Consider the following 25823-nt stretch of genomic DNA (forward strand, 5'->3'; position numbering starts at 1 on the left):
TATCGCCAAACACAACGCATGAACCGCCAGCGTCTCACTATTCTGATGGGCGTCGCCGTCGCACTGATCGCCACATACTTTGCCGTGAAGGATGTCAGCGGCGAACAACTGCTGGCCGCGCTGGCCGCAGCCGACTATCGGCTCGTCGTGCCCGCGCTGCTGGTCGCCTTCAGCGGCTACGCCGCACGCGCCTGGCGCTGGCAACTGCTGATCGATCCGGTCAAGCGCGTGCCGTTCGCCACGATCTTTCCGGTGCTGATTATCGGATTCGCATGGAACGTGCTCGTCCCGCTGCGCATCGGCGAACTGGTGCGCGCGCATGTGCTGGGCGTGCGCGAGCAGATCAGCCGCTCGACCTTGCTGGCCACCGTGGTCGTCGAGCGCGTGCTGGACGGTGTCGGCATCATGGCGCTGCTCGGACTGGTCGGCGCGCTATATCCCGGCCTGCCCGGCTGGGTCGAGGACTTCACGCGGATCGCCACACTGCTCTTCGGCATCGCGCTGTGCGGCCTCGTGATGCTGATCGTGAGCGAGCGTTTCTCGCTGAGGCTGCTCGGCATCGTCACGGCGCGCCTGCCGCAGGCGATTGCCAGCCGCGCAACCACCCTGGCCGAGGCGTTTGTGCGCGGCTACGTCGCGCTGCGCTCGCCGGGCCATCTGGCCGGCATCCTGCTCGGCACCGCGCTTGCGTGGCTGATAGAGATCGGCACCTACGCGATCCTGTTCGTCGCTTTCAACGTGCACATGCCACCCCCGACCTTCGCTGCCGCGTCGAGCTTCTATGCGGTCGTGCTGAATCTGGCCACGCTGGTGCCGTCGCCGCCCGGTTATGTCGCGACGATCGAGGGCTTTGGCGTGGCCGCGCTCGGCGCGTTCAACGTCGAGCCGGCGGTCGCGCTCAGCCTCACCGTCGTCGGCCACGCCGTCCAGTTGGCGGCCATTGTCGTGTTGGGCGCGTGGGCCTTGTGGCGCGAGGGGTTGTCCGCCTTTGAGTTGCTGCGCTCGGCAGGTGACAGCAAAGAGTAAAATGCGGTATAATTGCAAAGGCAACCAGAGGAGGCCCCATTGAACCTTCACGAATACCAGTCCAAACGAATCTTCTCTCAGTACGGCATCCCCACCCCGCAGGGCGAACTCGCACAAAGTCCCGATGAAGCATATGCCGCCGCCAAGCAACTCGGCGGGCGCGTTGTCGTCAAGGCGCAGGTCCTGACCGGCGGGCGCGGCAAGGCCGGCGGCGTCAAAGTCGCGAAGACACCCGAAGAGGCGCAGGCATACGCGACGCAGATTCTCGGCATGAGCATCAAGGGCTTCAAGGTCGAGCAGGTATTGATCGACCCTGCGGCCAACATCAAACAGGAAATCTACCTCGGCGTCGTGCTGGACCGGGCCATCGAGCGGCTGGTGATGATCTCGTCGGCCGCCGGCGGCATGGATATCGAGGAAGTGGCCCGCACAGCGCCGGACAAGATCGTGCGTATCCCGCTCGACCCGTCGCTCGGGTTGGCCGACTTCCAGGCCAAGCAGATCGCCTTCGGCATCGGGCTCGACCCGGCGCTGGTCAAAGAGTTTGCCGTCATCGCCAAAGGCCTGTCGAATGCCGTGATGTCCAGCGACGCCACGCTCGCCGAGATCAACCCGCTCGCCGTGCTCGGCGACGGGCACCTGATGGCGCTCGACGGCAAGATAGTGATTGACGACAACGCACTGCCGCGGCATCCGGACCTGGCCGCCCTGCGCGACGTGGGCGCCGAGGATGTGGCCGAGATGGAAGCACGCCGGCACGACCTGTCGTATGTAAAGCTGGATGGCACAATCGGCTGCATGGTCAACGGCGCGGGCCTCGCGATGGCGACCATGGACGTGATCAAGTACTTCGGCGGCGCGCCGGCCAACTTCCTCGACATCGGCGGCGGCGCGCAAGCTGACAAGGTGGCGGCGGCGCTGCGCATCATCCTGTCCGATGCGTCGGTCAACGCGGTGTTGTTCAATATCTTCGGCGGCATCACTCGCTGTGACGAAGTCGCGCGCGGCATCGTGCAGGCGCTCGGGCAGATCAACACCAAGGTCCCGATGGTGGTACGCCTGGTGGGCACCAACGAAGCCGAAGGCCGCGCCATCCTGGCGTCGGCCAACATGGAAACGGCGACAACGCTCTCCGAGGCGGCGCAGAAGGCGATCGCCGCTTCGAAGCGCGTCTGAGCGGCCGTCCTTACATCATTCGACGAGAGGCGTCCTTTGGCATCTTTCAACGAGCAGGCCACGCAGGCCGAGGCAGTCCAATTGCTGCAGTCGCTGCTGCGGCTCAACACGACTAACCCACCGGGCAATGAAATCCTGGCTGTGCAGTTCATCGCCGAAACGCTGAAGCGTGAGGGCGTCGATTCGGTCATCCTGGAGTCCGCGCCCGGACGCGGCAATCTGGTGGCGCGCATTCCCGGCAATGGCGCGCGTAAGCCGTTCCTCATGATGGGTCACGTGGATGTGGTGCCGGTCGAGGAAACCCAGTGGATTCACCCGCCGTTCGGCGCGGAAATCCACGACGGCTTCCTGTACGGGCGCGGCGCCAAGGACATGAAGAATGTCGTGGCGATCGAGTTGATGATCTTCATGCTGCTGAAGCGCCTCGGCGTGCCGCTCAAGCGCGACATCATCTTCATGGCCAACGCCGACGAGGAAGCGGGCGGCATCTACGGCGCCAAGTGGATGGTCGAGAACCACCCCGACCTGATCCGTGCCGAGTACGGCCTGAACGAAGGCGGCGGCGACGTGTTTGACATCGGCGGCCGCAAGTTCATCGAGTGCCAGACCGGCGAGAAAGGTAACTCGCGCTTTGTCGTGCGCGCACGTGGTACACCGGGGCACGCCAGCCAGCCGCACAACGACAACGCGATCCTGCACCTGGCCGGCGCCATCGACACGCTGGGCCAGGCGCACCTGCCGCACCACACCACGGCGACCGCCCGCGCATACGTCGAGGGCATCGCGCGCCAACTCGGCCCGGACGGCGAGGAATGGCTCGGTCTGCTCGACCCGAAGGCGTTCTGGAGCACGCTCGACCGCCTGCCGATCGACTACGGCATGCGCCGCCAGTTGATCGCCACGTTCCACAACACGACCGTGCCGACGATTCTGCAGGCCGGCGCCAAGACCAACGTGATCCCTTCCTATGCCGAGGCGCTGGTCGACTCGCGTATTATCCCCGGCGTCACGCATGACCAGTTCCGCGCGGAACTGCGCGCCGTGCTGCCGTCGTCGGTGGAGTTCGAGGTGACCGGCAACACCCCCGGCATCGAGGCCAAGCCCGACTCGCCGCTGTTCGACAAGATCCAGACGGTCATGGGCCGTTACGTGCCGGGCGCGCAGTTGCTGCCAAAGCTGGTTGTGGGCGGCACAGACGCGCGGCACCAGACCAAGCTGGGCACGCAGGTGTACGGCTTCTGCGCCAGCAACGCCGCGCCGGCTGAGGGCGACCGCGTGCACGCTCACAACGAGCGCATTCATGTCGACGACCTGTTGTTCGGGTTGAAAGCGATGTACGGCATCGTGTCGGAGTTCTGCGCCGAGTAGGCGCGCCGGCACATCCTACCTACCCGCGAGACCGACGCCACATGACCATTCAATGGGATTCCGTGCGCGAAGAGACGACCGCGCTGCTGCAGGACCTGATCCGCTTCGACACCACCAACCCGCCGGGCAACGAAACGCCGTGCCTCGAGCACGTCGCGGCGGTCCTGCGCCGCAACGGCATCGAGTCCACACTGATCGAGTCCAAGCCCACCCGCGGCAACCTGGTGGCGCGACTGAAGGGCAACGGCAGCAAAGCGCCGTTCATGATGATGGGCCACGTCGACGTCGTGCCCGTCGAGCGCGACAAATGGACGGTCGAGCCGTTCGGCGGCATTGTCAAAGACGGCTTCGTGTACGGGCGCGGCGCGCTCGACATGAAGAACATCGATGTCATCCAGATGATGGTGCTGCTGCTGCTGCACCGCGAAAAAGTGCCGCTCGCGCGCGACGTGATCTTCATGCTCAACGCCGACGAGGAAATCGGCGGCAAATGGGGCGCGCAGTTCATGCAGGAACAGCATCCGGACCTGATTACCGCTGCCGCCGGCGTCACCGAACTGGGCGGCAACGCCTTCGAGTTCGCGGGCAAGCGCTTCTTTATGGTGCAGACTGGCGAAAAAGCCGGTTCGGGATTCTACCTGCGCGCGCATGGCACGCCGGGCCACGGCTCGATGCCGCACGACGACAACCCGGTGCTCAAGCTGGTCCGCGCCCTGAAGCGGCTCGGGTCCGTGGAGCGCCCGATTCACGTCTCGCCCACTATGCGCCAGTATGTGGAGACCATCGCGCGCGCCGCCGGGCCGGAAGGCGAGATCTGGTACGGCCTGCTGGACAACGCGACATTCGTCGAGACGCTGAACGCGCTGCCGGTCCACGCCAGCATGAAGAAGATGCTGCACTCGCAGTTTCACAACTCGATGGCGCCAACGATCCTGAGCGCCGGCACCAAGGTCAACGTGATTCCCTCGCTGGCCGAGTGCCATGTGGACTGCCGCGCCGTGCCCGGCCAGACGCGCGAGGACGTGCGCCGCGAAGTGCAGGCGGTCGTTGGCGACGAGATTGAGATCGAGTTCCGCTCGGAGATTCAGTCGAAGGGCGTCGAGCAGGTCGAGGCGACCCAGTCCGAGCTGTGGAAATTGATGGACAAGCACATGCAGGCGGCCGCGTCCGACGCCGTGTTGCTGCCGTTCCTGCACACCGTCGGCACCGACGGGCGCTTCCAGGTCAAGCTCGGCACGCAGATCTTCGGCTTCACGCCGGCGCTCTCGCCGATCACCGAGTACGACCGCATCCACGGCCACGACGAGCGCGTGGCGATCAGCGACCTGGAGTTCGGCGTGAAAGTGCTGTACAACGTGACCAAAGAGTTCTGCGGAGCATAAAACACCATGACCACCGACTGGAATGCCATTCGCGAAGAGTCCGTGCGGCTGCTGCAAGGGCTGATTCGCTTCGACACCACCAACCCGCCGGGCAACGAGCGCGCCTGCGTGGACTACATCGCCGCTCTGCTGCGCAAGGAAGGCATCGAGTCCACGATCCTGGAATCGGCGCCGGGCCGCGCCAACTTGATCGCGCGCCTCAAGGGCAACGGCTCGCAGCGACCGTTCATCCTGATGGGCCATGTGGACGTCGTGCCGGTCGAAGCCGAGAAGTGGGACCACCCGCCGTTCGGCGGCGAGATCCATGACGGCTATCTGTACGGGCGCGGCACGCTCGACATGAAGGGCATCGACGCCGTCGAGATCATGACGTTCATCCTCCTCAAGCGCCTGAATGTGCCGCTGGCGCGCGACGTGATCCTGGAGATCAACGCGGACGAGGAGATGGGCGGGCGCATGGGCGCCGCCTGGATGATGGAGCACCACCGCGACCTGATCGATGCCGAATACGGCATCACCGAGTTTGGCGGCAACACGGTGACCATCTTCGGCAAGACGTTCGTCGTGGTTCAGACCGGCGAAAAAGGCGGCGCACAGTTCACCGTGCGCGCACGCGGCACGCCGGGCCACGCCAGCCAGCCGCACAAGGACAACGCGGTGCTGAAATTGTCCGCCGCGCTGGAGAAGCTCGGACAGGCCGAGTTGCCGATCCACGTGACCGCTACAATGCGCACGTACATCGAGTCGATCGCGCGCGCGGTGGGACCGGCCGGCAACGCCCTGCTCGGACTGCTCAAGCCCGAGACGTTCACGGCGACACTCGCCGCCCTGCCGGTTTCCGACGGCCAGAAGTCGATCCTGCACTCGCAGTTCCACAACTCGATCGCGCCGACCATCCTGCGCGCCGGTTCGAAGATCAACGTCATCCCGTCCGTGGCCGAGGCCGACATTGACTGCCGCGTGGTTCCCGGCCAGCACGCCGCCGACGTGGAGCGCGAGGTGCGCGCCGTGCTCGGCGATTCCGTCGAGCTGGAGTTCCACAGCGACCGCACCGGCATCGAAGCCAGCCCGGACACGCCGCTGTTTGCGCTGATCGCAACAACCATGCAGAGGCATATGCCCGACGCGGTGACCGTGCCGTTCCTGGTCACCGGCGGCACCGACGCGCGCTTCAATGCGCAGATGGGCACGAAGCTGTACGGCTTCTGCCCCGGCATCGCCGACGCCGACGACATGGGCGGCGTGCACGGCCACAATGAGCGCGTCAGCGTGCAGAAACTCGGCTTTGCGACCCAGGTGCTGTACGAGGTCGTCAGCGAGTTCTGCCGGGCCTGATTGGCTCCGTCGTGCATCAAACGGATTCATCACACAAAGCACTGGAGAGTTCATGAGCATCATCGTCAACAAGGACACCCGTCTGATCGTGCAGGGCGTTACCGGCCGCGAGGGCGAGTTCCACACCCGCCAGATGCTGGCCTACGGCACCAACGTGGTCGGCGGCGTGACTCCCGGCCGCGGCGGCTCGCGTGCCGCCGACGATCGGGTGCCGGTGTTCAATACGGTGGCCAGCGCCGTCGCCGCGACCCGCGCCGACGCGAGCGTCATCTTCGTGCCGGCCGGCGGCGCCGCCGACTCGGTCATGGAAGCAGCCGACGCGGGCATCAAGACGATTGTCTGTATCACCGAGGGCATTCCAGTGAAAGACATGCTGCGCGCGAAGACGTTCGTCGACCTGAAGGGCGCGCGGTTGATCGGACCCAACTGCCCCGGATTGACGACCATGGGCGAGTGCAAGGTCGGCATCATCCCAAACTCGATCGGCAAGCCCGGCCCGGTCGGCCTTGTCTCGCGCTCCGGCACCCTGACATATGAGGTCGTGCATGCGCTGGCACTGCGCGGCATCGGCCAGACGACGGTACTCGGCATCGGTGGCGACCCGGTCATCGGCACGCGCTTCGTGGACGCGCTCAGGCTGTTCCAGGACGATCCCAAGACCGAGCTGATCGTCATGATCGGCGAGATCGGCGGCAACGACGAGGAGCGTGGCGCGCAGTTCATCAGGGAGTACGTCAAGAAGCCAATCGTGTCGTTTATCGCCGGGCAGACCGCGCCCGAGGGCAAGCGCATGGGGCACGCCGGCGCGATCATCAGCGGCGGCGCCGGCACGGCAAAGGACAAAATCGCCGCGCTGACCGCCGTCGGCGCCAAAGTCGCGCGGCATCCCGACGAAGTCGCGGAACTGGTCGCAGCCGCGATCTAGGGTTGAGCATGCGAAAAAGCGGGCAGGCCGGCAGATTGGTCTGCCCGCTCCGTTTACCTCATGGATGAACTGATTGAGCGCTGCCGGGCGTTCTTTGCGGCCCGCCACGCACAAGCGTACCTGGTCGGCGGAACCGTGCGCGACGAGGCGCTCGGACGCAGCCGCCACGATATCGACTTCGCCGTAAATAACGGCGCGCTGGCGCTGGCGCGCGGCCTGGCCGATCACCTCGGCGGCGCGTATTATCCGCTCGACGCGGAACGCGAAGCCGGGCGCGTCATCCTGCGCGGCGGGTCGATCATCGATGTCACCCTGCTGCGCGGCGACTCGATTGAAGCCGATCTCGCCGCCCGCGATTTCACCATCAACGCGATGGCGCGCGGGATCGGCGTCGATTCCACGCTGATCGATCCGCACGGCGGCCTGACCGATCTGAGAACGCGCGTCGTGCGCGCCGTGTCGGATACGAGCTTTACCCAGGATGCCGCGCGCGTGCTGCGCGCGCTGCGCATCGCCGCCACGCTGGGCTTCGAGATCGATCCGCATACCCGTGCCCTGCTGCTCACCGCGCGCCCTCTATTGCGCGACGTGTCGCGCGAGCGCCTGCGCGATGAAGTGGTGCGGATTCTGGCGCTGCCCCGGAGCGGCGATACCCTGCGAGCGATGGCGGACGCCGGCCTCGTCGAGCACCTGCTTCCCGCATGGACCATCAACGACGACGCGCTGGCACGGCTCGGCCAGTTGGAAACCTACTACGCGAGACTGGGCGACCGGGCGGACGCGGAATCGATTCTGAAGACCGAACTCGATCAAACGCTGAGCAGCGAGCGGCCGCGCCTGATTGTAACCAAGGCGGCGCTATTCTTTGCCGACGCACGGGCGGCCGCGCGTGATCTGGCGGCGTTGCGCTTCGCCGCGCACGAAGTGTCGTATGCCGGCGCCCTCGTCCGCCATGCCCGAAAGCTCAGCGCGATGACGGTGGACGTGTCGCGGCTGGATTGCCATCGCTTCTTTCGCGATACTGGCCCGGCTGCGCTGACGCTGCTCGCCATCGCCCTCAGCGACGAGCGCGCCCGGCAACGCTGGCCCGTCGCGTTGCAGTTCGTAACGTGGTATCGTGACGAGCACGCGCGGGTCATTTCGCCGCGCCCGCTGATCAACGGTGCCGAGTTGTCCAGCCGGTTCGGGCTTGTTGGGCCGGCGATCGGAGCGATGCTGGTCCGGCTCGTCGAGGCACAGGTCGCTGGGCAGGTATCGAACGCGGACGAGGCAGCCGTTTATGTCGAAAGCGTGTTACGCGCCGGCCGCTAACGCGCCCGGTATGGCAGAGCGAAGGGCACCATGATTGACGTTCAGACTGCGGTAGCCAAAGTGAACAAATGGGCGATGCCCGAGAGCGGCGATACGGTCGAGATGGTGGAGCGGCCGCACGGCGGGCTCTCCTTTGTGCTGGTCGACGGCCAGTCGCACGGCAAGGGCGCCAAACGCATCAGCAACACGGTGGCTCGCAAAGCCATCGCATTGCTGGGCGAAGGCATTCGCGACGGGGCCGCCGCGCGCGCCGCGCACGACTACCTATATACCCAGCGGCAGGGCAAAGTGTCTGCCGAGCTGCAGATCATTTCGGTTGATCTGGCCACACGCACGCTGGTCATCTCGCGCAATACCCACTGCCCTGTCTTCATCGTGGAAAACGGCGAACTGCGCGAGCTGACCGATCCGTGCGAGGCCATCGGCATCCACATCCGCACGCGCCCGGCCATCACGGAGATGCCTATTAGCGTGCCGTTGACGATCATCGCGTTTTCCGACGGCTTCCTGAGTGCAGGGCAGTTCAGTGGCCGGCAGTTCGAGAGCCGCGCACTCGTGAAGTCACTATGCACTCAGCAATTGCACGCGAGTGCCATCGCCGACCAACTGCTCACAGCGGCGGTCCAGATGGATATGGGCCGCCCGGACGACGACATCAGCCTCATGGTCATGGCCACACGCGACCGACCGGAAGAAGAACAAGTCCGGCGCGTGAGCGTCTCGTTTCCTGTCGCCGGGTAGAACCATGAAGGTCGCGATCGTCGGCGTGTGCGCCTCGGGCAAGAGCACGCTGGCCCGCGCACTGAAACGATTGGGCTACGAAGCGGTTGACGTGGCACAGGAGCATTCCGACGTGCCGTATATGTGGCGCGCGATCACGCGCCCCGATCTGCTGATCTACCTCGAGGCGAGCGACGACACCGTCGCGCGTCGCTCGCCGTATCACGGCACGGTCCAATTCATAGCGGACCAGCGCGCCCGCCTGGCGCACGCACGCGCGCACGCCGATGCCGTCATCGTCGTGGACGAATGCACCGCCGAGGGCGTCCTGGCGGTTGCGCTTCGCGCACTGGCGGACTGGCACAACACCGATCAAGGAACACACGATGGCTCATGACAACTCTGCGCCGGACGCCCTCACCGCAGCCGGCGCATCGCGCAAAGACAACGATCGGTCGGAGTTGCGCCCGTCGCTCACACGGTTTGCCTGGCTATCACTCGGCGCCGCCGTCTGCACCATCGGCCTGAAGAGCGTCGCATACATGCTGACCGGCTCCGTCGGGCTGCTCTCCGACGCCCTGGAGTCGTTCGTCAATCTGGTGGGCGCACTGATGGCGCTGGCGATGCTGACGATTGCCGCGCGCCCGGCAGATGAAGACCATGCCTACGGGCATGACAAGGCCGAGTATTTCTCAAGCGGCGTCGAGGGAACGCTGATTTTGGTCGCAGCGCTCAGCATCGGCGTGGCCGCCATCCAGCGGTTGACGGCCCCCAGGCCGTTGGAACAGATCGGCCTCGGCCTGATCGTTTCGCTGATGGCGTCGCTCATCAACCTGGGCGCGGCGCTCTACTTGATGCGCACCGCCAAGCGCTACACATCGATTACGCTGGAGGCCAACGCCCAGCACCTGCTCACGGACGTCTGGACGTCCATCGGGGTGCTGGCCGGCGTCGGCGCCGTCGCCCTCACCGGTTGGGAGGCGCTGGACTCACTGGTCGCCATCCTCGTGGCCGCCAATATTTTGTGGACCGGCTTCCAACTCGTGGGCCGCTCCGTTCTGGGATTGATGGATACGAGCTTGCCGCACGCCGACCTCGAGACGCTGCAAAAGGCGCTGGATCCGTTCGCCGCCGCCGACGTGCAGTTTCATGCACTGCGCACGCGACAGTCGGGCGCGCGTCAGTTTGTCTTTCTGCATGTCCTGGTGCCGGGCGAATGGACCATCCGGCGCGGGCACCAACTGCTGGAGAAAATTGAGGCGAGCATCCGCCGGGTATTGCCCGGCGCCAACGTGTCCACGCACATCGAACCGCTCGATGAACCGGCGTCGTGGGACGACGTGCCGCTCGACCATCTGCCCGATGAAGGCGCGGACGCGGAGGCGGCGCAACCCAAGCCTCGCAATCCGGATTCGCCGCAGCAATTCTCATTTTGGAGTCGGCCACCAGTATGCCCCCTCATCCCCTGACCCCTGCTCCCCCGCGCGCGCGGGGGAGCAGGGGAAAAGCTAACGGGGAGGGCAACGCCGCTTTCTTGTCGAGCCCGCTTGCGTGATAAGCACCAAGGGGCCAGTTCATAGCAAGCCGGCATTGGAAAGTACCCGTCCAAAGCCAAAATGGGAATTGCTGGATTCGCCGCCAATCGGTGGATAAAGCGCGAGGGCTATGCTAGAATAGCACCCGGTAGCCGCTGTATGCGACAATAAAATCAATCGCTGTCACGGTTAAACATCACCCCCTACCACGGAGACCTTTTATGCCCATCCTTTCCGGCGGTGAGGCCGTCGTTCAGTCCCTCATCGCACACGACGTCAAGCTGATCTTCGGCCTGCCTGGCGTTCAAAACGACCATTTTTTCAATGCCATGTATGATGCGCGCGAGCGCATCAAGATCATCCACACGCGTCACGAGCAGGGCGCGGCGTACATGGCGCTCGGCTATGCCCTGGCGAGCGGCGGCGTCGGGGTGTTCAGCGTCGTTCCCGGCCCCGGCCTGCTCAACACGGCGGCGGCCATCGTGTCGGCGTACGCGGTCAACGCCCGTGTCCTGTGCCTAACCGGGCAGATCGCCACGACGTCGATCGGGCGCGAATTCGGCGACCTGCACGAAATCCCCGGCCAGCTCGAAATTCTGCGCACGCTGACCAAGTGGGCGGAGCGCGTGAATAGCCCGGCTGAAGCCCCGATGATGGTCGCCGAAGCGTTCCGGCAGATGAACTCCGGCCGGCCACGTCCCGTCGCGCTGGAGGTGCCGCCCGACGTACTCGAAATGCGCGTTGAAGTGGACACCGAGGTGCCGCCGCCGCCGACATTCGCGCCGCCGCTCGATCTCGACCGCATCGAGGAGGCCGCCAAACTGCTCGGACAGGCGCAGAATCCGCTCATCTGGGTCGGTGGCGGCGCGCAGGACTCCGGCGCCGACGTGCTGCGGCTGGCCGAGCTCCTACAGGCGCCAATCGGCGCGTTCCGCAACGGTCTCGGCGTCGTGGACAGCCGGAACGATCTGAGCCTGTCGCAGCAGGCCGCGCGCGAGTACTGGAACAAGGCTGACGTCGTCATTGCCATCGGCGCCAACATGCGCACGCCGCTCCAGCGCTGGGGCAAGCCGTCGTCGACCAGGCTCATCCGCATCGACGTAGACCCGACGACGCACAACAAGTTCGTGCGACCCGACGTCTCCATCACCGCGCGGGCGCAGGACGCCCTGCCGCAACTGCTGCGCGCCGTCGAGCGACACAACCGCAAGCGCGAGCCGCGTGCCGAAGAGACGCGCGCCTTGAAGACGGCCTGGGAGCAGAAGGCCGAGGCGCTGCAGCCGCAGTTGTCGTACATCAAGGTCATGCGCGAGGAACTGGGCGAGGACGGCATCTTCGTGGACGAGATGACCCAGGTCGCCTATGTGGCCCGCATGACGATGCCGGTCTACAAGCCGCACACCTACATCACGAGCGGCTACCAGGGCACGCTCGGCTACGGCTTCCAGACCGCCATCGGCGTCAAGGTCGCCCGGCCGGATGTGCCCGTGATCTCGGTCAGCGGCGATGGCGGCTTCATGTTTGGCGTGCAGGAACTGGCGACCGCCGTGCAGCAGCGCATCCCGCTGGTGGCGATTGTGTACAACAACAACCAGTACGGCAACGTGCAGATGATGCAGAAGTCGATGCATGGCGGCCGCGTCATCGCGACCGATCTGCACAATCCCGACTTCGTGAAACTGGCCGAGAGCTTCGGCGCGCTCGGACTGCGTGCCACGAACCCCGAGGAACTGCGCGGCGCAATCCGCAAGGGCTTCGCTCAAAGTGGCCCCACGCTGATCGACGTGCCGATCGGCGACGTGCCGAGCATCGATCGCTTCCGCTAAAGAACGCAAAGCGCCCCTGCCAGCAGACTGGCGGGGCGCTTATTTGTTTCGGTGCGGTTACGCGTTCGCAGCCGGCGCGCCTGCACCATTGTCCGGCGCTTGCAAGTCCACTGGCGCGGGGGCCACACACATTAGAATCGTCGTCGCCAGCGGCGGCAGGCGTAGTACCAGCGAGCATGGCTGGTTGTGCCATGGCGTGCGCTCGGCGACAAGCGCTCCAGTATTGACGACGCCGCTGCCGCCGTACGTTTCGGCATCGCTGTTCAGCAGCTCCCGATAGTCGCCCAGCACCGGTACGCCGATCCGGTAGTTCTCGCGCGGCAGCGGCGTGAAGTTGCAGGCCACGACCGTAAAATCCGCCGGGTCTTTGGCGCGGCGCAGGAAGACGATCACGCTCCGGTCGTTATCCTGAAAATCGACCCACTCGAAGCCCGACCACGTAAAATCCACCTCGAACAGCGACTGCTCGGCACGATACAGCGCATTCAGATCGGCGACGTATTGCTGCAGGCCGCGATGGCCCGCGTCCTCCAGCAGATTCCAGTCCAACGCGCGGGACTCACTCCACTCGCGCCACTGGCCGATCTCGCCGCCCATGAACAGCAGCTTCTTGCCGGGATGCGTCGCCATGTAGCCGTAGAAGGCGCGCAGGTTCGCGAACTTGCGCCACAGATCGCCCGGCATCTTGTCGAGCAGCGACTTTTTGAGATGCACCACTTCGTCATGCGACAGCGCCAGGACAAAGTTTTCGTTGAATGCGTACCAGAGCGAGAAGGTAATCAGGTTCTGATTGTTGCGGCGGAACAGTGGGTCCATCTGCATGAACTTCAGCATGTCGTGCATCCAGCCCATGTTCCATTTGAGGTCGAACCCAAGCCCCCCGACGTAGGTCGGCCGCGTCACCATCGGCCAGGCCGTCGACTCTTCCGCGATGGTCAGCACATGCCGCCCGTCGGCGTGCACCAACTCGTTGAACCGTTTCAACAGCTCGATCGCGTCGAGGTTCTCGCGGCCGCCGAACCGGTTCGGCACCCACTGGTCTGGCTGTCGCGAGTAGTCGAGGTACAACATGGAGGCGACCGCGTCCACGCGCAGGCCATCGACGTGATACTCGTCAATCCAGAACAGTGCGTTGGCCAGCAGGAAGTTGCGCACCTCGTTGCGCCCGTAGTTGAACACCAGCGTGCCCCACTCGGCATGTTCGCCCCGGCGCGGATCGGCGTGCTCGTACAGGTGTGTGCCGTCGAAGTACGCCAGACCGTGCGCATCCTTCGGGAAATGCGCCGGCACCCAATCGAGCAGCACGCCGACCCCGTTGCGATGGCAGTAATCGACAAAGTATTTGAAATCGTCCGGGGTGCCGTGGCGGCTCGTCGGCGCGAAGTAGCCGGTGACCTGGTAGCCCCATGAACCATCGTACGGGTGCTCCATGATCGGCAGCAATTCGATGTGTGTGTAGCCCATCCGGCGCGCATACTCGACTAGTTCATGCGCCAACTCGCGGTAATTGAGCCACCCTTCCAACTCAGCGCCGCGCTCGCCCGCCGGCGTCTTCCGCCATGACCCCAGGTGAACTTCGTATATTGCGATCGGCGCGCTCAGGTCGTTATGCGCGGCGCGGCCGGTCGTCATCCATTCGTCATCGCCCCAGGCGTATTGGTGCAGATCGTAGACGATCGACGCCGTGTTGGGACGCAGCTCCGACTGAAAAGCGTACGGGTCAGATTTGTCTACCTTGGAATGGAAGTCGGCGGTGCGAACTTCGTACTTATACGCTGTGCCAGCCGCTAGGCCGGGAATGAAGATGTCCCAGATGCCCACCGGCGAGTGCAGCCGCATTGGGTGCGCCCGGCCATCCCATCCATTGAACGGCCCGATCACGCTCACCCGCCCTGCATTGGGCGCCCACACCGCGAATGTAACACCGGAGACTCCGTCGACGATGGCCGGATGCGCCCCCAGCTTGTCGTATGCGCGTTCGTGCTTGCCCTCGCCCAACAGATATAGGTCGTACTCACCCAGTACCGGTGGAAACGCATACGGGTCATGGAACGCACGGGCGGAGCCATCGGGCATGATGGCCTGCAGTTGATAATGGCCGGGAATCTCACTGGTCGGCTCCTCGGTCTCAAACAGGCCGGCCTCGTGTACACAGGTCATGGATTGCGCAACGCCGTCCGGACCGGCGACTCGGCATTCGCATGCACCCGGCAAAAATGCGCGGATGACCGTCAGGTCGCCGTCTCGGTGCGGCCCCAGCACGGCGAACGGATCGCGCTCGCGCCCGGAAACAAGGGACTGGATTCGCTCTGCTGGTAGCGTCATCATCGATGAACTCCGTGCCGATCCCGCGCCCGCTTGCAGACCCGGTGCATACAACCACCCGTCGCGCTATGCCGCATCGTGCCTCCGAATCAACTGATACACCATCCCGCTGCGCGGCGGCAGCACCATATCCCACATATAGCCGCGCGTCACCTCAGCCGATTGTGGCGACCAGACATCTTTGAGCACATCGCCGTCAGTCAGTACGCCCGCCGTGCCAATATTGGCAACTTGCAAGCGGTCGCCGGCGTTGAACAAGACGACGAGAACCTCTTCTGCCGTATGGCGGGCAAACGCAAAGACCATGCCTTCAGCGTACAGGACCGTGAATGCGCCGGTGCGCAGAGCCGGATGGGCACGGCGCAGCGCAATACACTTGCGCACATACGCCTGCATGTCCGTGTCCCACTGGCGGCGATCCCACGGCATCGCGCGCCGGCTGTCCGGGTCGCGCCCGCCCGGCAGGCCAATCTCGTCGCCATAGTAAATGCATGGCGCGCCTGGGTAGGTCATCTGCATGAGCGTCGCCAGCCGCATGGCGGCCTCATCGCCGCGCGCAATCGTCACAAAGCGCGCGGTGTCGTGGCTGTCCAGCAGATTGAGCATCGTGTGCGTCGCGGCAGACGGATATCGCGATAGCAGCGTCTCGATCTGCGCAGCGAACCCGATCGCATCACACGGCAAAACGTCGCCATAGCCGCCCTGCCAGAGCGAGGCGTCGCCGCGCTTCCCGATGAAGAACTCGATGCACGCCTTCGTAAACCCGTAATTCATCACCGCATCGAACATATCGCCGCGCAGCCAGCGCTCGGCGGGGCCCCAGATCTCGCCCACAATATACGCGTCTTGGTTGCCTTCTTTGACCACCCGCCGGAACTCGCGCCAGAACGGATCGTCGTCAATTTCGCTCGGCACGTCAAGCCGCCAGCCGTCAATGCCAAAATCGATCCAGTGCCGCGCCACGCGGAAGATGTAATCGCGCACGGCCGGATTACTCGTATTGAACTTGGGGAGCGCTTTCAAGTTCCACCAGGCGTCGTAGCCCGGCGGGTGGCCGTCGTCGGCATAGGCGTTGAGCGGAAACGAGCGCACGTGAAACCAGTCCAGATACAGCGATTGCGCGCCGTTCTCCAGGATATGATTAAACTGGAAGAAACCGCGACTGGCGTGGTTGAAGACACCGTCCAGCACCACCCGCATGTCATTCCGGTGCGCCACGTCAAGCAGTTCGCGCAGCGCGGCGTCGCCACCTAGGAGCGGGTCGACCCGCACGTAGTCGTGCGTGTGATAGCGATGGTTGGCCGTCGACTGGAACACCGGAGTAAAATACAGCGCCGTCACCCCCAGGTCGCGCAAATAGCCAATCTGCTCGGCCACCCCCAGCAGATCGCCGCCTTTGAAGCCCAGCGGTGTAGGGGCGGACTCCCAGGGCTCCAGATTGGTCGGTTTTGGCACGCGGGGGCTGCGTGCATAGCGATCCGGAAATATCTGGTAGAATATGGCATCGCGGACCCAGGCGGGAGTGTGAAGGGTTTCCAAGTAGCTCCTCGCAGTGTGACGGACTGCCGTACAAGTATAGCACAGTGCGGTCGGCCGGGGCCGCGCTCGGCTGAGTTACCGGAGGAGTCTGCCGGTTAATCGAGGCGAGCACTCCGATAATGAGTAACCAGAAGCGTTGCTGCGTGTGCCCCTCGCACGGCACGCCGTGGCCAGCAAACTGAAGTAAAGATGTTGGCGCTGATAGCTCGGCGCTTTGATGTATCTTTTCGTAAACGACATCCGTTATAATCAGTGGACAGACCTATCACGACCAGAGCGACAACGCAATACTCCTGGGTGCCCGCGCCGCGTTGTGATGGGCCGATCCCGGACATCGGAAAATCAATACGTGAGTGCTGACGAAAGCCGGTTGCTGAGACGGGCACGCAGAAATGATTCGGAAGCGTGGTCGCACATATACGACTTGTATTACCCGCGCATCTATGCGTTTATGCTTGCGCGCATCCGCGACAGCATGTTGGCCGAAGATCTGGCCGCGGATGTGTTCGTAAACGCCTTGCGGGCCATCAACACCTATGAAGAGCGCGGCCTCGCGTTTATCGCCTGGCTGTACCGTATAGCGCACAACCGGTTGATTGACCATTACCGGCGCAGCGGCCGCACCGGAACCGACAGCCTTGACGAAATGGACGAAACCGGCGACCGACTTGACGATAAAGCGATCACCACCAGCGGTGGATTGGATCTGGAGCGAATCGACCTGCAGCAGGCGGTCGGGCGATTGACTGCCGAGCAACAACAGATTGTGCAGTTGCGGTTCGTTGAAGGTATGACCAGCGAGCAGGTCGCAACCGTCATGAGCAAGAGCGTGGCCGCGGTCAAGATCATGCAGCATCGGGCATTGAAAGCCCTGAAACAGTCATTGCATCATCCGAGTAATACATGAAAACCCCGTTGTACGACGGCGATCTTGAAGCAGAACTCAAGTCCGCCTTAAGCGGCGCCGGTGAGAGCGACGACGTCCATGAACTCATGACCGTTGCGGCGCGCCTGCAGTCCGAGTATCGCCCGACGCCTCCGTCGCTGGCCGGCGCTGCCCGCGGCCGTGCCCGCTTGATGGCGGCAGTTGCCGAACGGCCGGCGCGCCCCCGAAAAGTCACGGCGGTGCAGGACGCCGGCCCACTGGCCGCGTTGCAGCGCTGGCTGTCGGCGGGGAACCCGCTTGGCCGCATGGCCATCGCGGGCACGTTCGCGATTGCCGTCCTGCTGATGAGCAATTCCGTGCTGACCATTTCGGCGGATAGCCTGCCGGGCGACCCATTGTACGGAATCAAACGCGCGCAGGAGCAGGTTCGCTACACATTCACGCTGGATGAGACGGTGCGCGAACAGCTGCAAGAGCAGTTTGATGTTGCGCGCGCACGCGAAGTGGAAGCGCTGCGCAAGCAGATGCGTACGCAGCGTATCGAAATCGGCGGAGTCATCGAAGCGATCAACGGGCGTGGCATCGTCGTAGAGGGTCTGTCGATTGCTCTTCCCGACAGCTTCGATATGACCAAACTACATGTGGGCGATCGCATTGTCGTAGTCGTTCAGACGCAGAGCGATGGCACCATTGACTTTGTCGAATGGCGCTCCAGCGCACCGTCCCCGTTCCTGCCAAGTGTAGCGGAAACGTCAACCGCCACCGCGCAGCCAAGCGCTACGGCCCGTCCAACCGAAACACCTGAGCCGACACGCGTTCGGCCGCCAACAGAAGCGCCGCAGCCTTCACCGACGCTGCGCCCGACCGAGCCGCCGCGCCCGACCGCCACCGAGCGGCCGGAACCGACCAAAGCGTCCGAACCAACCCAGGCACCCAAGCCAACCGAGCGCCCCGAGACCAGCGAGACGCCACGGTCAACGACGGTAACGCCGGAACCGACTAAGGCGCCCGAATCGACCAAGGCGCCGGAGCCGACTAAGGCACCCGAATCGACCAAGGCCCCGGAACCGACTAAGGCACCCGAATCGACCAAGGCCCCGGACTCGACCAGGGAGCCGGAGTCGACCAGGGAGCCGGAGCCAACTCGCAGCCGATAGGCATGCGTTGCTTTCGCGCCTTATCGCGCCAGCGCCCCACTCAACCTACGAGACGGGGCGCTGTTGTTTTCACGGCGCGCTTTTGGCGTTCGACTGCGCGGCGATATAATCGTCTTACACTGATTCATGGAGCGTTTGCCGATGACCACGGATGCCGACATGCTGCAGCACGCGTCAGAGAATGTTCGCGAAGACAAATCGCTCGTTTCCAATTTGCAGGCGCCCGAAGCAGCGATGCTGACCGATTGGGGCGTGGCCGAGCTATCGCGAGATGACGGCGCCTTGGATGAGCGTATCAACCGCGTGACCGCCGCCATGCGGGAAATCAACGATCTGGTTGGCAACAAGATGACGCTGGTCTCCGATGACATCGAAGAGCGTATGGCGGTGCTGCTCGTGGGCGACCTCGACGCCGGCGCGCTGGTGCGACTTCAGATCGAGCGCGAAATTGCGCAGGTAACGGCCGAGAAAGACCACCTGGATCATATGGAGCTCCTGCGCCAGTTCACAGCCCTCACTTCGCAGGCGTGGCTGTCAAAGGCCGCGCATGCCAACCGGGTGCGGCCGCTCGCCCCGCGCGCGGCCGCAACAGCACAGGTCAAGGTGCACGTCGATGGCGTGGACGACACCGTTGCGCCTGCGCTCGCGCAAAATGCAGCACCGGCGGAGAAGACGCAACGCCTTCGCCCCATTCCTCGTCCAACTCCAATCCCGGCGCGCAAGACTGGTTTGCTGGCCCGGCTGTTTGGCGGACGATAGCGCAACCAGATCTCCCGATGAAGTGGGTGATCGGAACCTGGAAGACAACCACGGTTCACGGATCGCACTCACGAACCACCGGGTGATGCGCGCGCGGTGCTCACCACCGCGCGTGAAAATGGCCTGGGGCAAGGGCGTTCGATTGAGCGCTCGCACAACCAACATATTCACGGATGCTCTGTAGTTCTTGCATATTCTTAAAGTATCGAGCAGTTTCATCCCATCATCATCGTCCACACAGACGCTTTCAGAAATTGTAAAGCTGGCTTGACATACCTCTCGCAAATGTGTTATCGTTGAGTTCACCAACGAGGTCATGCTATGAAGCGAGAGCGAGTTTCTGACGACGTAGTCGTCTTTACCAGCACGCAGTACGCCCAGGTCACAGCTGGCGCCGTACTGACGCCGGCTGGCTGCGTGCTGATCGACACGCTGCCGTTCCCGGATGAAACGCGCGAGATCGCCGACTACCTCAAATCGGAAGGCTCGCGCGGCGTCGTGCGCTATGTTATCAACACGCACCGGCACGGCGATCACACGCACGGCAACTACCTTTTCCCGCAAGCCGAGATTATCGGGCACCGGCTCTGCCGCGAGACGATGCTCAAGTGGGGCATGGATAGCCTGCGCGAGGCCAAAGAAGCAACACCGCAACTGGCGGAGATCGAACTGCGTACGCCCGATATAACCTTCGAACGGGAAATGTCGATCTATCTCGGCGGCATGACGCTCGAACTGCTGTATCTGCCGGGCCACACGGTCGACAACGTCGGCGTGCTCATTCGCGGCGAGAAGATATTGTTCGCCGGCGACGCGTTGACGCCGTTGCCTTACTTTTTTTGGGGCGACTACGACATGCTGGTCGACTCGATGCGGCGCATCCGCGCCATGGAGATGGAGCACATCGTCCAGGGGCACGGCGACGTGCTGCTGCGCGGTGAGATCGCCGAAGTGATCGACGGGCACCTGGCCTACCTCGATAACATCTTCCAGAAGGTGAAAAAGCGCGTCGAAGCGGGTGCTTCCGAGCGCGATCTGGCGCGCATCACGCTGGAGAAGGTCGGCGGGTCGCCGATCGCCATGGATGGGATGGCCCGCAGCCTCCACAACGGAAACTTGATTAAGTTGTACCGCACGTTCAAAGAGGCTGAAAGCAAGGGTAAGGACGAGGCCCGCCCGAGGGAGAAGGACGCCAAGGACAAGCGCGAAACGCGCACGACGTCGCCCACACCCAAAGCACCGCGCGCGCGCGCCGCAACGAAGCCGCCCACACCGCCCAAGCGTGGTCGCACGGGTCAGGCGGCGCGCAACAGGGCGACGACCGCCACTTAGAGCGATTTCCTAATCAGTTGATAGTACCAGCACGCTGCAACGTCACTCCGGCGGAAGTTGCTAATGCGCCAGGGGCGCACACTCGCGCATGGAACTGGACGCGCCCGCGTAGGGGCGGTTCGTGAACCGCCCAGGGATGCCAGACAACTCGCTCACCCGGCCAGGTGGACAGGTCAGAGACCTGTCCCTACGGCCAAGGGTCGCGCCGGCACGCCTATTTCCATGGGAGCCGGAGTCCAGAATTACGGACTGGATGCCGGCGCTGGTCAGCGGCCTCACGCCGCTGACCGTTAAGCGCCCGCTGGCGCGAAGCCAGCGGGCAACGGCATGACGGGTTGCCTGCGGCGGTACGCTCCAGCTATCCAATCGGAATCTGCTCTAAACGCCGGCGGAATCAGATGTACTCACGGGCGGGCATCGACATGCCCGCCCGTTGCTGTGTTAGCGCAATGCGATGTAGAAATAATACGACTGTTCCGCCGCCCACAGTCCGAGGTTGCCGGCGCGATCCACCGCTCGGACGGACCAGTAATAGGTATCGCAATTGAACGTAGCGCCCGGCGGCGTCACACTGATCGCCGTGGTGCTGCCCGAGGCGATGGCAAGCTCCAGCGGGAGTCCACGCAGCGTGACCCGCTTATAGATACGCCATTCGTATCGCAAGACACCACTCAGATCGCTAACCGGCTTCCAGTACAGCGTCACCAGATTGGCAGAGCACCCGGACGAGGCGAGCCCGCCACTGGGCGCGCCGAGCGCCGGAACGGGCGGCGGTGTCGTGTCGTGCACATCGAGGACATACGGCACATCCTGCGTGCGCCCGGCCGTGATGAAGCGCAGCGTGTAAGTCGTATCCACGCGCGGGCACACGTCCCGCGAGTCGTGACCCCCGACCGGCAGCGGCGTCGTGCCCAGATCGCCGCCAAAGACGTAGACTGCCTGCACATTGTCGACCGCCCAGTATAGCGTTGAGCAGCCGCCGAGTTCCAGCGGATTCGGCTTTGCGCTGATCTGCACATTGGGTGCCGGCGTCGGCGTATAGGTGCGCGTTGGGGTGGCCGTCGGGCGCGGCGTGCTGGTTGGCGTGACGGTCGGCGTATCGGTCCCCGTCGGCACGGCCGTCGGGGTCTGCGTAGCAGTCGGGGTGGCGCTGGGTGTACTGGTCGGCGCATTGGTGGCCGTCGCTGCGCTCGTCGGCGCCGGCAGCGGGGTCGCTGCCGGTTCGGGTGTCGGCACATCCGTGTTGGTCGGTGTTGCGGTCAGCATGGGCGCAGCGCTGGGCGTCGGCGAGGCCGGAGCGCCTCCGTTGGCCGCAAAGGCGGCTGCCATGCAGAACAGGCACAAGAATAACGCGCCTGCCAGCGCCGCCCACACACGGCGGTCTGGCGTTCGCGGCAAAGCAGTTAGATTCATATCCCCTTCTCCCTGAAAGAATTATAGGGAGGCAGCGCAGATGAGTCAATTGGGGAATAGCGGCGATTGCTCACGTCGACCAGACCTCACAGGTTTTGAGAACGTGTGAGGTCTTAGCCTGCGCGACACGCGACGATGTGGGTATCACCGAGGACATGCGGGAGACGCATGCTGATCGCCCGGGGGTGCCCACAACGCGACGCCCCCAGGACATCGATCGTCCTGGGGGCTTTTGCGGCTACTTGCGCTTGCGGGCTGGCTTGCGCGTCGCCGGCTTCTTCGCGGCCCGCTTGCGCAGCACCGGTTTCTTGACGGCTGGCTTTCGCACTACCGTCTTTGTAGCGCGTCGCGCCCCGGGCTTGGATGGCGCCTTCTTGGCAGCCGGTTGGCGCCCGGCAGGCTTCTGCGGTGCCGCCTTCGCGCCCTTCCTGGGCGACGACGCCACACGTTTGGTGCTGGTGCTCGGCTTTTTCGCTGCCACGCTGGTCGTCCGCTTCCTGGCAACCGGCTTGGCCGCCTTGCGCGGCGCGGCCAGCGCCTTGTGCTCGGCGGGCGCTGCAATCTGCCCGGCCGGGGCTTTGGGGGCCGACAGTTGGCCCGCCAGCTTCATCGGCGCGGCCACCGCCGCGGTCATGCCGATCGTGCGGACCGACAGCGTCACGGTGCCCTCGTCCAGTTCGACCGTGGCCACCGAAGCGCCATGAGGAGCATCCGCGCGCGCCAACTCGACCGCCAGCGTCTCTTTCATGACGTACGGGCCGAACTCCGACAACGCGTCGGCAATCGCCTCGCTGCCTTGCCAGGTCGCCCGCATCATCTCCTCAACGCGGAGACCCGCTGACTTGCGCAGGTCATTGAACTGGCGCACCAGTTCGCGCGCCACACCCTCGCGCCGGAGCGAATCGGTCAACTCGGTTGACAGCGCGACCGCATACGACGCATCACCCGAGACCGTCCAGCCATGGCGGGGCATGAGCTTGACCTCGACCTCGTCCGCATTGACGGTAAACTCCTGGCCATCCAGCGTCACCGTCACGCTCTCGCCGTGCTGCAACGCGGGCGCGTAGTCCGCCGGGTTCGCGATCAGGGCCTGGCGCACGCGCGGGAACTCCTTACCAAACTTCGGGCCGAGCTTGGCCGGCAGCGGATTGAGCGCCAGTTCCGCTACGCCACTCTGGCCGCCCGCAAACTCCACCCGCTTGACGTTCCACTCCTCCATCAGTTGGTCGGCCAGCGCTTGCATCGCATCGCGCTCGGAAGACTTCGGCAGAACCACCATCGCCTCGGCCAGCGGCTGGCGCACCTTGAGCCCAGCCTGCTTGCGCGCCGCCAGGCCCAGCGACGCCAAGCGCATGACCAGGCGGGTGTCGGCCATTAGCGACTCGTCAACCAGGGCGGACTGCGGCGCGGGGTAGTCGCAGTGATGCACCGACTCCGGCGCGCCGCTATCGACGGTCCGCACCAGGTTCTGGTACAGCGATTCGGCCAGGAACGGCGTGAACGGCGCCATCAGCTTCGAAAGCGTAACCAGGCACTCGTACAGCGCGGCATAAGCGGCGCGCTTGTCGGCATCGGCCTGCGCCTTCCAGAAGCGCCGGCGCGAGCGGCGCACGTACCAATTTGATAGGCGCTCGACGAACTCCTCGATATCGCGCGTGGCCGACGTGACATCGTACGCCGCCAGTGCGGCGTCCACGTCGCGCACAAGCACTTGCAGTTCCGAAAGGATCCAGCGGTCGAGCGCCGAGTAGGCCGGCTGCGCCTCGCCGGGCTGCCAGCCGTCGATGTTGGCATACGTCACGAAGAACGAATAGGTGTTCCAGAGCGTATTGAACAGGCCGGACACCACTTCACGCGTCAGCGATGACTCGCTGAACCGGTACGGGTTGCCGAGCGACGTCGTGCGGAACAGGTACCAGCGCAGCGCATCCGCGCCGGACGACGCCAGGATCTTCCACGGGTCCACGACGTTGCCGCGCGACTTCGACATCTTGTTGCCCTTCTCATCCAGGACGAGACCGAGCGTGACGCAGTTCTTGTAGACCGGCGAATCTTTGAGCAGGACGCCCAGCGCGTGCAGCGAGTAGAACCAGCCGCGCGTCTGGTCGATTGCCTCGCAGATGAAGTCAGCGGGGAACTGCTCCTCGAACATGTCGCCCTGCTCGAACGGGTAGTGCCACTGCGCAAACGGCATCGCGCCCGAGTCGAACCAGCAGTCGATGACGTCCGGCACGCGCGTCATCGTGCCGCCGCAGCGGCCGCACGTCAGCATAAGCGCATCCACCCACGGACGATGCAGGTCCAACTGGCTCCAGTCCACCGCGCTCGCATTGGAGGCGCGCGCCCGCAACTCGGCGACCGAGCCCATGCAGTCGTACTGGCCGCACGTTTCGCACTGCCAGACCGGCAGCGGCGTGCCCCAGTAGCGCTCGCGCGACAGCGCCCAGTCGACGTTGTTTTCCAGCCAGTTGCCAAAGCGCCCACTCTGGATATGGCCCGGGAACCAGTTAATCGTGCCGTTCGCCTCGACCAGCCGCTTCTTCACGGCCGTCGTGCGGATATACCACGACGACTTCGCGTAGTAGAGCAGCGGCGAGTCGCAGCGCCAGCAAAACGGGTACGAGTGGTGCACGCGGCCTTCCTTCAGCAGCAAGCCGCGCTGCCGCAGATCGCGCGCGATGTCCTTGTCGGCCTCCTTGAAGAACTTGCCGGCGCCCAGGTGCGCACCGAGTTCCGGCATCAGATGGCCGTTCAGGTCCACCGAGAATAGCGTCGGCAGATCGTGCCGCCGCCCGACATCCAGGTCGCCGTACGCCGGGGCGATGTGCACCATGCCGGCGCCCTCGTCCACGCTGGCCGTCTCGTCGGCGACGACGCGATACGCCTTCGACAGGTCGGGCGTGTCGCCGCGCCCCGGAACGCCGGTGAACAAGTTCTCATAGCGCGTGCCAACCAGCGCGCTGCCAGCCACCGCCTCCAGCACCGCGCCGTGCTCGCCGAAAAGATCATGCACCCGCGCAGACGCGACGAGATAACGCTCGTCGCCCGACTGAACGAGCGCGTAGTCGGCGTCGCCTTTGAGCGCCAGCGCCACGTTGGCCGGCAGCGTCCACGGCGTCGTCGTGTACGCGACGAAATACGCTCCCGCGTACGGACCGTCCGCCGCGCGGAACTTGACATACACCGACGGGTCGTCCACGTTGTCGCGAAAGCCGAGCGCCACTTCGTGATCGGCCAGTGAGGTCGAGCAGCGCGGGCAGTGCATCGTGACCTTGTAGTCCTTGAACAGCAGATCCTGCTCCCAGAGCGTTTTCAGGATGTGCCAGCCGGACTCGATGTAGTTGTTGTCGTAAGTGATGTAGGCGTGGTCGGTGTCCACCCAGAAACCGATCCGGTCGGTCAACTTCTCCCACTCCTGCACGTACTCCCAGACCGACTGGCGGCAGAGCCGGTTGAACTCCGCGATGCCGTATTTTTCGATGTCCTGCTTGCCGTTGGAGCCGATCTTCTTTTCGACTTCCAGCTCGACCGGCAGTCCATGCGTATCCCAGCCGCCCTTGCGGCGCACGAACTTGCCCTTCATCGTATGGTAGCGTGGAAAGACGTCCTTGAAGATGCGCGCCAGCACATGATGGATGCCCGGCCGCCCGTTGGCGGTCGGCGGCCCCTCGTAGAACACATATCGCTCGCCCTTCTCGCGCAGTTGCATCGATTTCTCGAAGGTGCCGTGCGACTTCCAGTACTGCAGGATGTTTTCTTCTTGCGCCGCGTAGTTTACCTGGGCGCCAACGGGTTTGAACATGGATCG

19 protein-coding genes are annotated in these 25823 nt (G+C 64.3%); 15 read left to right on the forward strand and 4 right to left on the reverse strand.

The window, feature by feature from the left end; translation table 11 throughout:
* Positions 1-18 precede the first annotated feature (18 nt).
* From HZB53_00140 to HZB53_00190, 11 genes are all read left to right on the forward strand, one after another.
* The gene (locus tag HZB53_00140) at positions 19-1026 is read left to right on the forward strand and encodes a flippase-like domain-containing protein (GenBank protein ID MBI5876029.1); all 1008 of its coding nucleotides are present in this window, start codon (positions 19-21) and stop codon (positions 1024-1026) included.
* Between the two features lie 39 nt (positions 1027-1065).
* A complete protein-coding gene (gene sucC, locus HZB53_00145) occupies positions 1066-2202 on the forward strand; it encodes an ADP-forming succinate--CoA ligase subunit beta (protein ID MBI5876030.1) in 1137 nt (378 codons plus the stop codon).
* 36 nt (positions 2203-2238) lie between these two features.
* On the forward strand, positions 2239-3570 hold the full coding sequence (locus HZB53_00150) for a M20/M25/M40 family metallo-hydrolase (protein MBI5876031.1): 1332 nt from the start codon (positions 2239-2241) through the stop codon (positions 3568-3570).
* 41 nt (positions 3571-3611) lie between these two features.
* On the forward strand, positions 3612-4952 hold the full coding sequence (locus HZB53_00155; protein MBI5876032.1) for a M20/M25/M40 family metallo-hydrolase: 1341 nt from the start codon (positions 3612-3614) through the stop codon (positions 4950-4952).
* A gap of 6 nt (positions 4953-4958) precedes the next feature.
* Complete coding sequence (locus HZB53_00160) at positions 4959-6287, forward strand: M20/M25/M40 family metallo-hydrolase (protein MBI5876033.1); 1329 nt, start codon at positions 4959-4961, stop codon at positions 6285-6287.
* A 52-nt stretch (positions 6288-6339) separates the two neighbouring features.
* On the forward strand, positions 6340-7212 hold the full coding sequence (gene sucD, locus HZB53_00165) for a succinate--CoA ligase subunit alpha (protein MBI5876034.1): 873 nt from the start codon (positions 6340-6342) through the stop codon (positions 7210-7212).
* A gap of 60 nt (positions 7213-7272) precedes the next feature.
* A complete protein-coding gene (locus HZB53_00170; protein MBI5876035.1) occupies positions 7273-8523 on the forward strand; it encodes a CCA tRNA nucleotidyltransferase in 1251 nt (416 codons plus the stop codon).
* A gap of 30 nt (positions 8524-8553) precedes the next feature.
* The gene (locus HZB53_00175; protein MBI5876036.1) at positions 8554-9264 is read left to right on the forward strand and encodes a SpoIIE family protein phosphatase; all 711 of its coding nucleotides are present in this window, start codon (positions 8554-8556) and stop codon (positions 9262-9264) included.
* Between the two features lie 4 nt (positions 9265-9268).
* Positions 9269-9640, forward strand: coding sequence for a hypothetical protein (locus HZB53_00180; protein ID MBI5876037.1), 372 nt, complete (start codon positions 9269-9271; stop codon positions 9638-9640).
* A 64-nt stretch (positions 9641-9704) separates the two neighbouring features.
* Positions 9705-10712, forward strand: a complete 1008-nt coding sequence (locus HZB53_00185) for a cation transporter (GenBank protein ID MBI5876038.1) — start codon at positions 9705-9707, stop codon at positions 10710-10712.
* 287 nt (positions 10713-10999) lie between these two features.
* Positions 11000-12604, forward strand: coding sequence for an acetolactate synthase (locus HZB53_00190; protein ID MBI5876039.1), 1605 nt, complete (start codon positions 11000-11002; stop codon positions 12602-12604).
* Positions 12605-12661: 57 nt separating this feature from the next.
* Here HZB53_00190 and glgB read toward each other — a convergent pair whose 3' ends face one another.
* Complete coding sequence (gene glgB / locus HZB53_00195; protein ID MBI5876040.1) at positions 12662-14929, reverse strand: 1,4-alpha-glucan branching protein GlgB; 2268 nt, start codon at positions 14927-14929, stop codon at positions 12662-12664.
* A 66-nt stretch (positions 14930-14995) separates the two neighbouring features.
* Positions 14996-16468, reverse strand: coding sequence for a glycoside hydrolase family 13 protein (locus HZB53_00200; protein MBI5876041.1), 1473 nt, complete (start codon positions 16466-16468; stop codon positions 14996-14998).
* A 349-nt stretch (positions 16469-16817) separates the two neighbouring features.
* Between HZB53_00200 and HZB53_00205 the strand changes: the two genes are divergently transcribed.
* The 4 genes from HZB53_00205 to HZB53_00220 all read left to right on the forward strand — a co-directional run bounded on the left by HZB53_00205 (position 16818) and on the right by HZB53_00220 (position 20602).
* Complete coding sequence (locus HZB53_00205) at positions 16818-17375, forward strand: sigma-70 family RNA polymerase sigma factor (protein MBI5876042.1); 558 nt, start codon at positions 16818-16820, stop codon at positions 17373-17375.
* Positions 17372-18511, forward strand: a complete 1140-nt coding sequence (locus HZB53_00210; GenBank protein MBI5876043.1) for a hypothetical protein — start codon at positions 17372-17374, stop codon at positions 18509-18511. The genes HZB53_00205 and HZB53_00210 overlap by 4 nt, the downstream gene beginning before the upstream one ends.
* Before the next feature lie 141 nt (positions 18512-18652).
* Positions 18653-19270, forward strand: a complete 618-nt coding sequence (locus HZB53_00215; protein ID MBI5876044.1) for a hypothetical protein — start codon at positions 18653-18655, stop codon at positions 19268-19270.
* Positions 19271-19591: 321 nt separating this feature from the next.
* Positions 19592-20602: an MBL fold metallo-hydrolase gene (locus HZB53_00220; protein ID MBI5876045.1), complete on the forward strand. Its 1011-nt coding sequence runs from the start codon at positions 19592-19594 to the stop codon at positions 20600-20602.
* A 441-nt stretch (positions 20603-21043) separates the two neighbouring features.
* On the opposite strand, the gene HZB53_00225 is transcribed toward HZB53_00220, so the two are convergent.
* Positions 21044-22015, reverse strand: coding sequence for a hypothetical protein (locus HZB53_00225; GenBank protein MBI5876046.1), 972 nt, complete (start codon positions 22013-22015; stop codon positions 21044-21046).
* Between the two features lie 238 nt (positions 22016-22253).
* On the reverse strand, positions 22254-25817 hold the full coding sequence (locus HZB53_00230; GenBank protein ID MBI5876047.1) for an isoleucine--tRNA ligase: 3564 nt from the start codon (positions 25815-25817) through the stop codon (positions 22254-22256).
* Positions 25818-25823: the final 6 nt, after the last annotated feature.

The organism is Chloroflexota bacterium, from assembly GCA_016235055.1.
GTDB lineage: Bacteria > Chloroflexota > Anaerolineae > JACRMK01 > JACRMK01 > JACRMK01.

Coding starts and splice junctions, on each gene's coding strand:
- HZB53_00140 (MBI5876029.1), top strand. CDS start 19: ATGAACCGCCAGCGTCTCACTATTCTGATGGGCGTCGCCGTCGCACTG.
- HZB53_00155 (MBI5876032.1), top strand. CDS start 3,612: ATGACCATTCAATGGGATTCCGTGCGCGAAGAGACGACCGCGCTGCTG.
- HZB53_00160 (MBI5876033.1), top strand. CDS start 4,959: ATGACCACCGACTGGAATGCCATTCGCGAAGAGTCCGTGCGGCTGCTG.
- sucD (MBI5876034.1), top strand. CDS start 6,340: ATGAGCATCATCGTCAACAAGGACACCCGTCTGATCGTGCAGGGCGTT.
- HZB53_00170 (MBI5876035.1), top strand. CDS start 7,273: ATGGATGAACTGATTGAGCGCTGCCGGGCGTTCTTTGCGGCCCGCCAC.
- HZB53_00175 (MBI5876036.1), top strand. CDS start 8,554: ATGATTGACGTTCAGACTGCGGTAGCCAAAGTGAACAAATGGGCGATG.
- HZB53_00180 (MBI5876037.1), top strand. CDS start 9,269: ATGAAGGTCGCGATCGTCGGCGTGTGCGCCTCGGGCAAGAGCACGCTG.
- HZB53_00190 (MBI5876039.1), top strand. CDS start 11,000: ATGCCCATCCTTTCCGGCGGTGAGGCCGTCGTTCAGTCCCTCATCGCA.
- glgB (MBI5876040.1), bottom strand. CDS start 14,929: ATGACGCTACCAGCAGAGCGAATCCAGTCCCTTGTTTCCGGGCGCGAG.
- HZB53_00210 (MBI5876043.1), top strand. CDS start 17,372: ATGAAAACCCCGTTGTACGACGGCGATCTTGAAGCAGAACTCAAGTCC.
- HZB53_00215 (MBI5876044.1), top strand. CDS start 18,653: ATGACCACGGATGCCGACATGCTGCAGCACGCGTCAGAGAATGTTCGC.
- HZB53_00220 (MBI5876045.1), top strand. CDS start 19,592: ATGAAGCGAGAGCGAGTTTCTGACGACGTAGTCGTCTTTACCAGCACG.
- HZB53_00225 (MBI5876046.1), bottom strand. CDS start 22,015: ATGAATCTAACTGCTTTGCCGCGAACGCCAGACCGCCGTGTGTGGGCG.
- HZB53_00230 (MBI5876047.1), bottom strand. CDS start 25,817: ATGTTCAAACCCGTTGGCGCCCAGGTAAACTACGCGGCGCAAGAAGAA.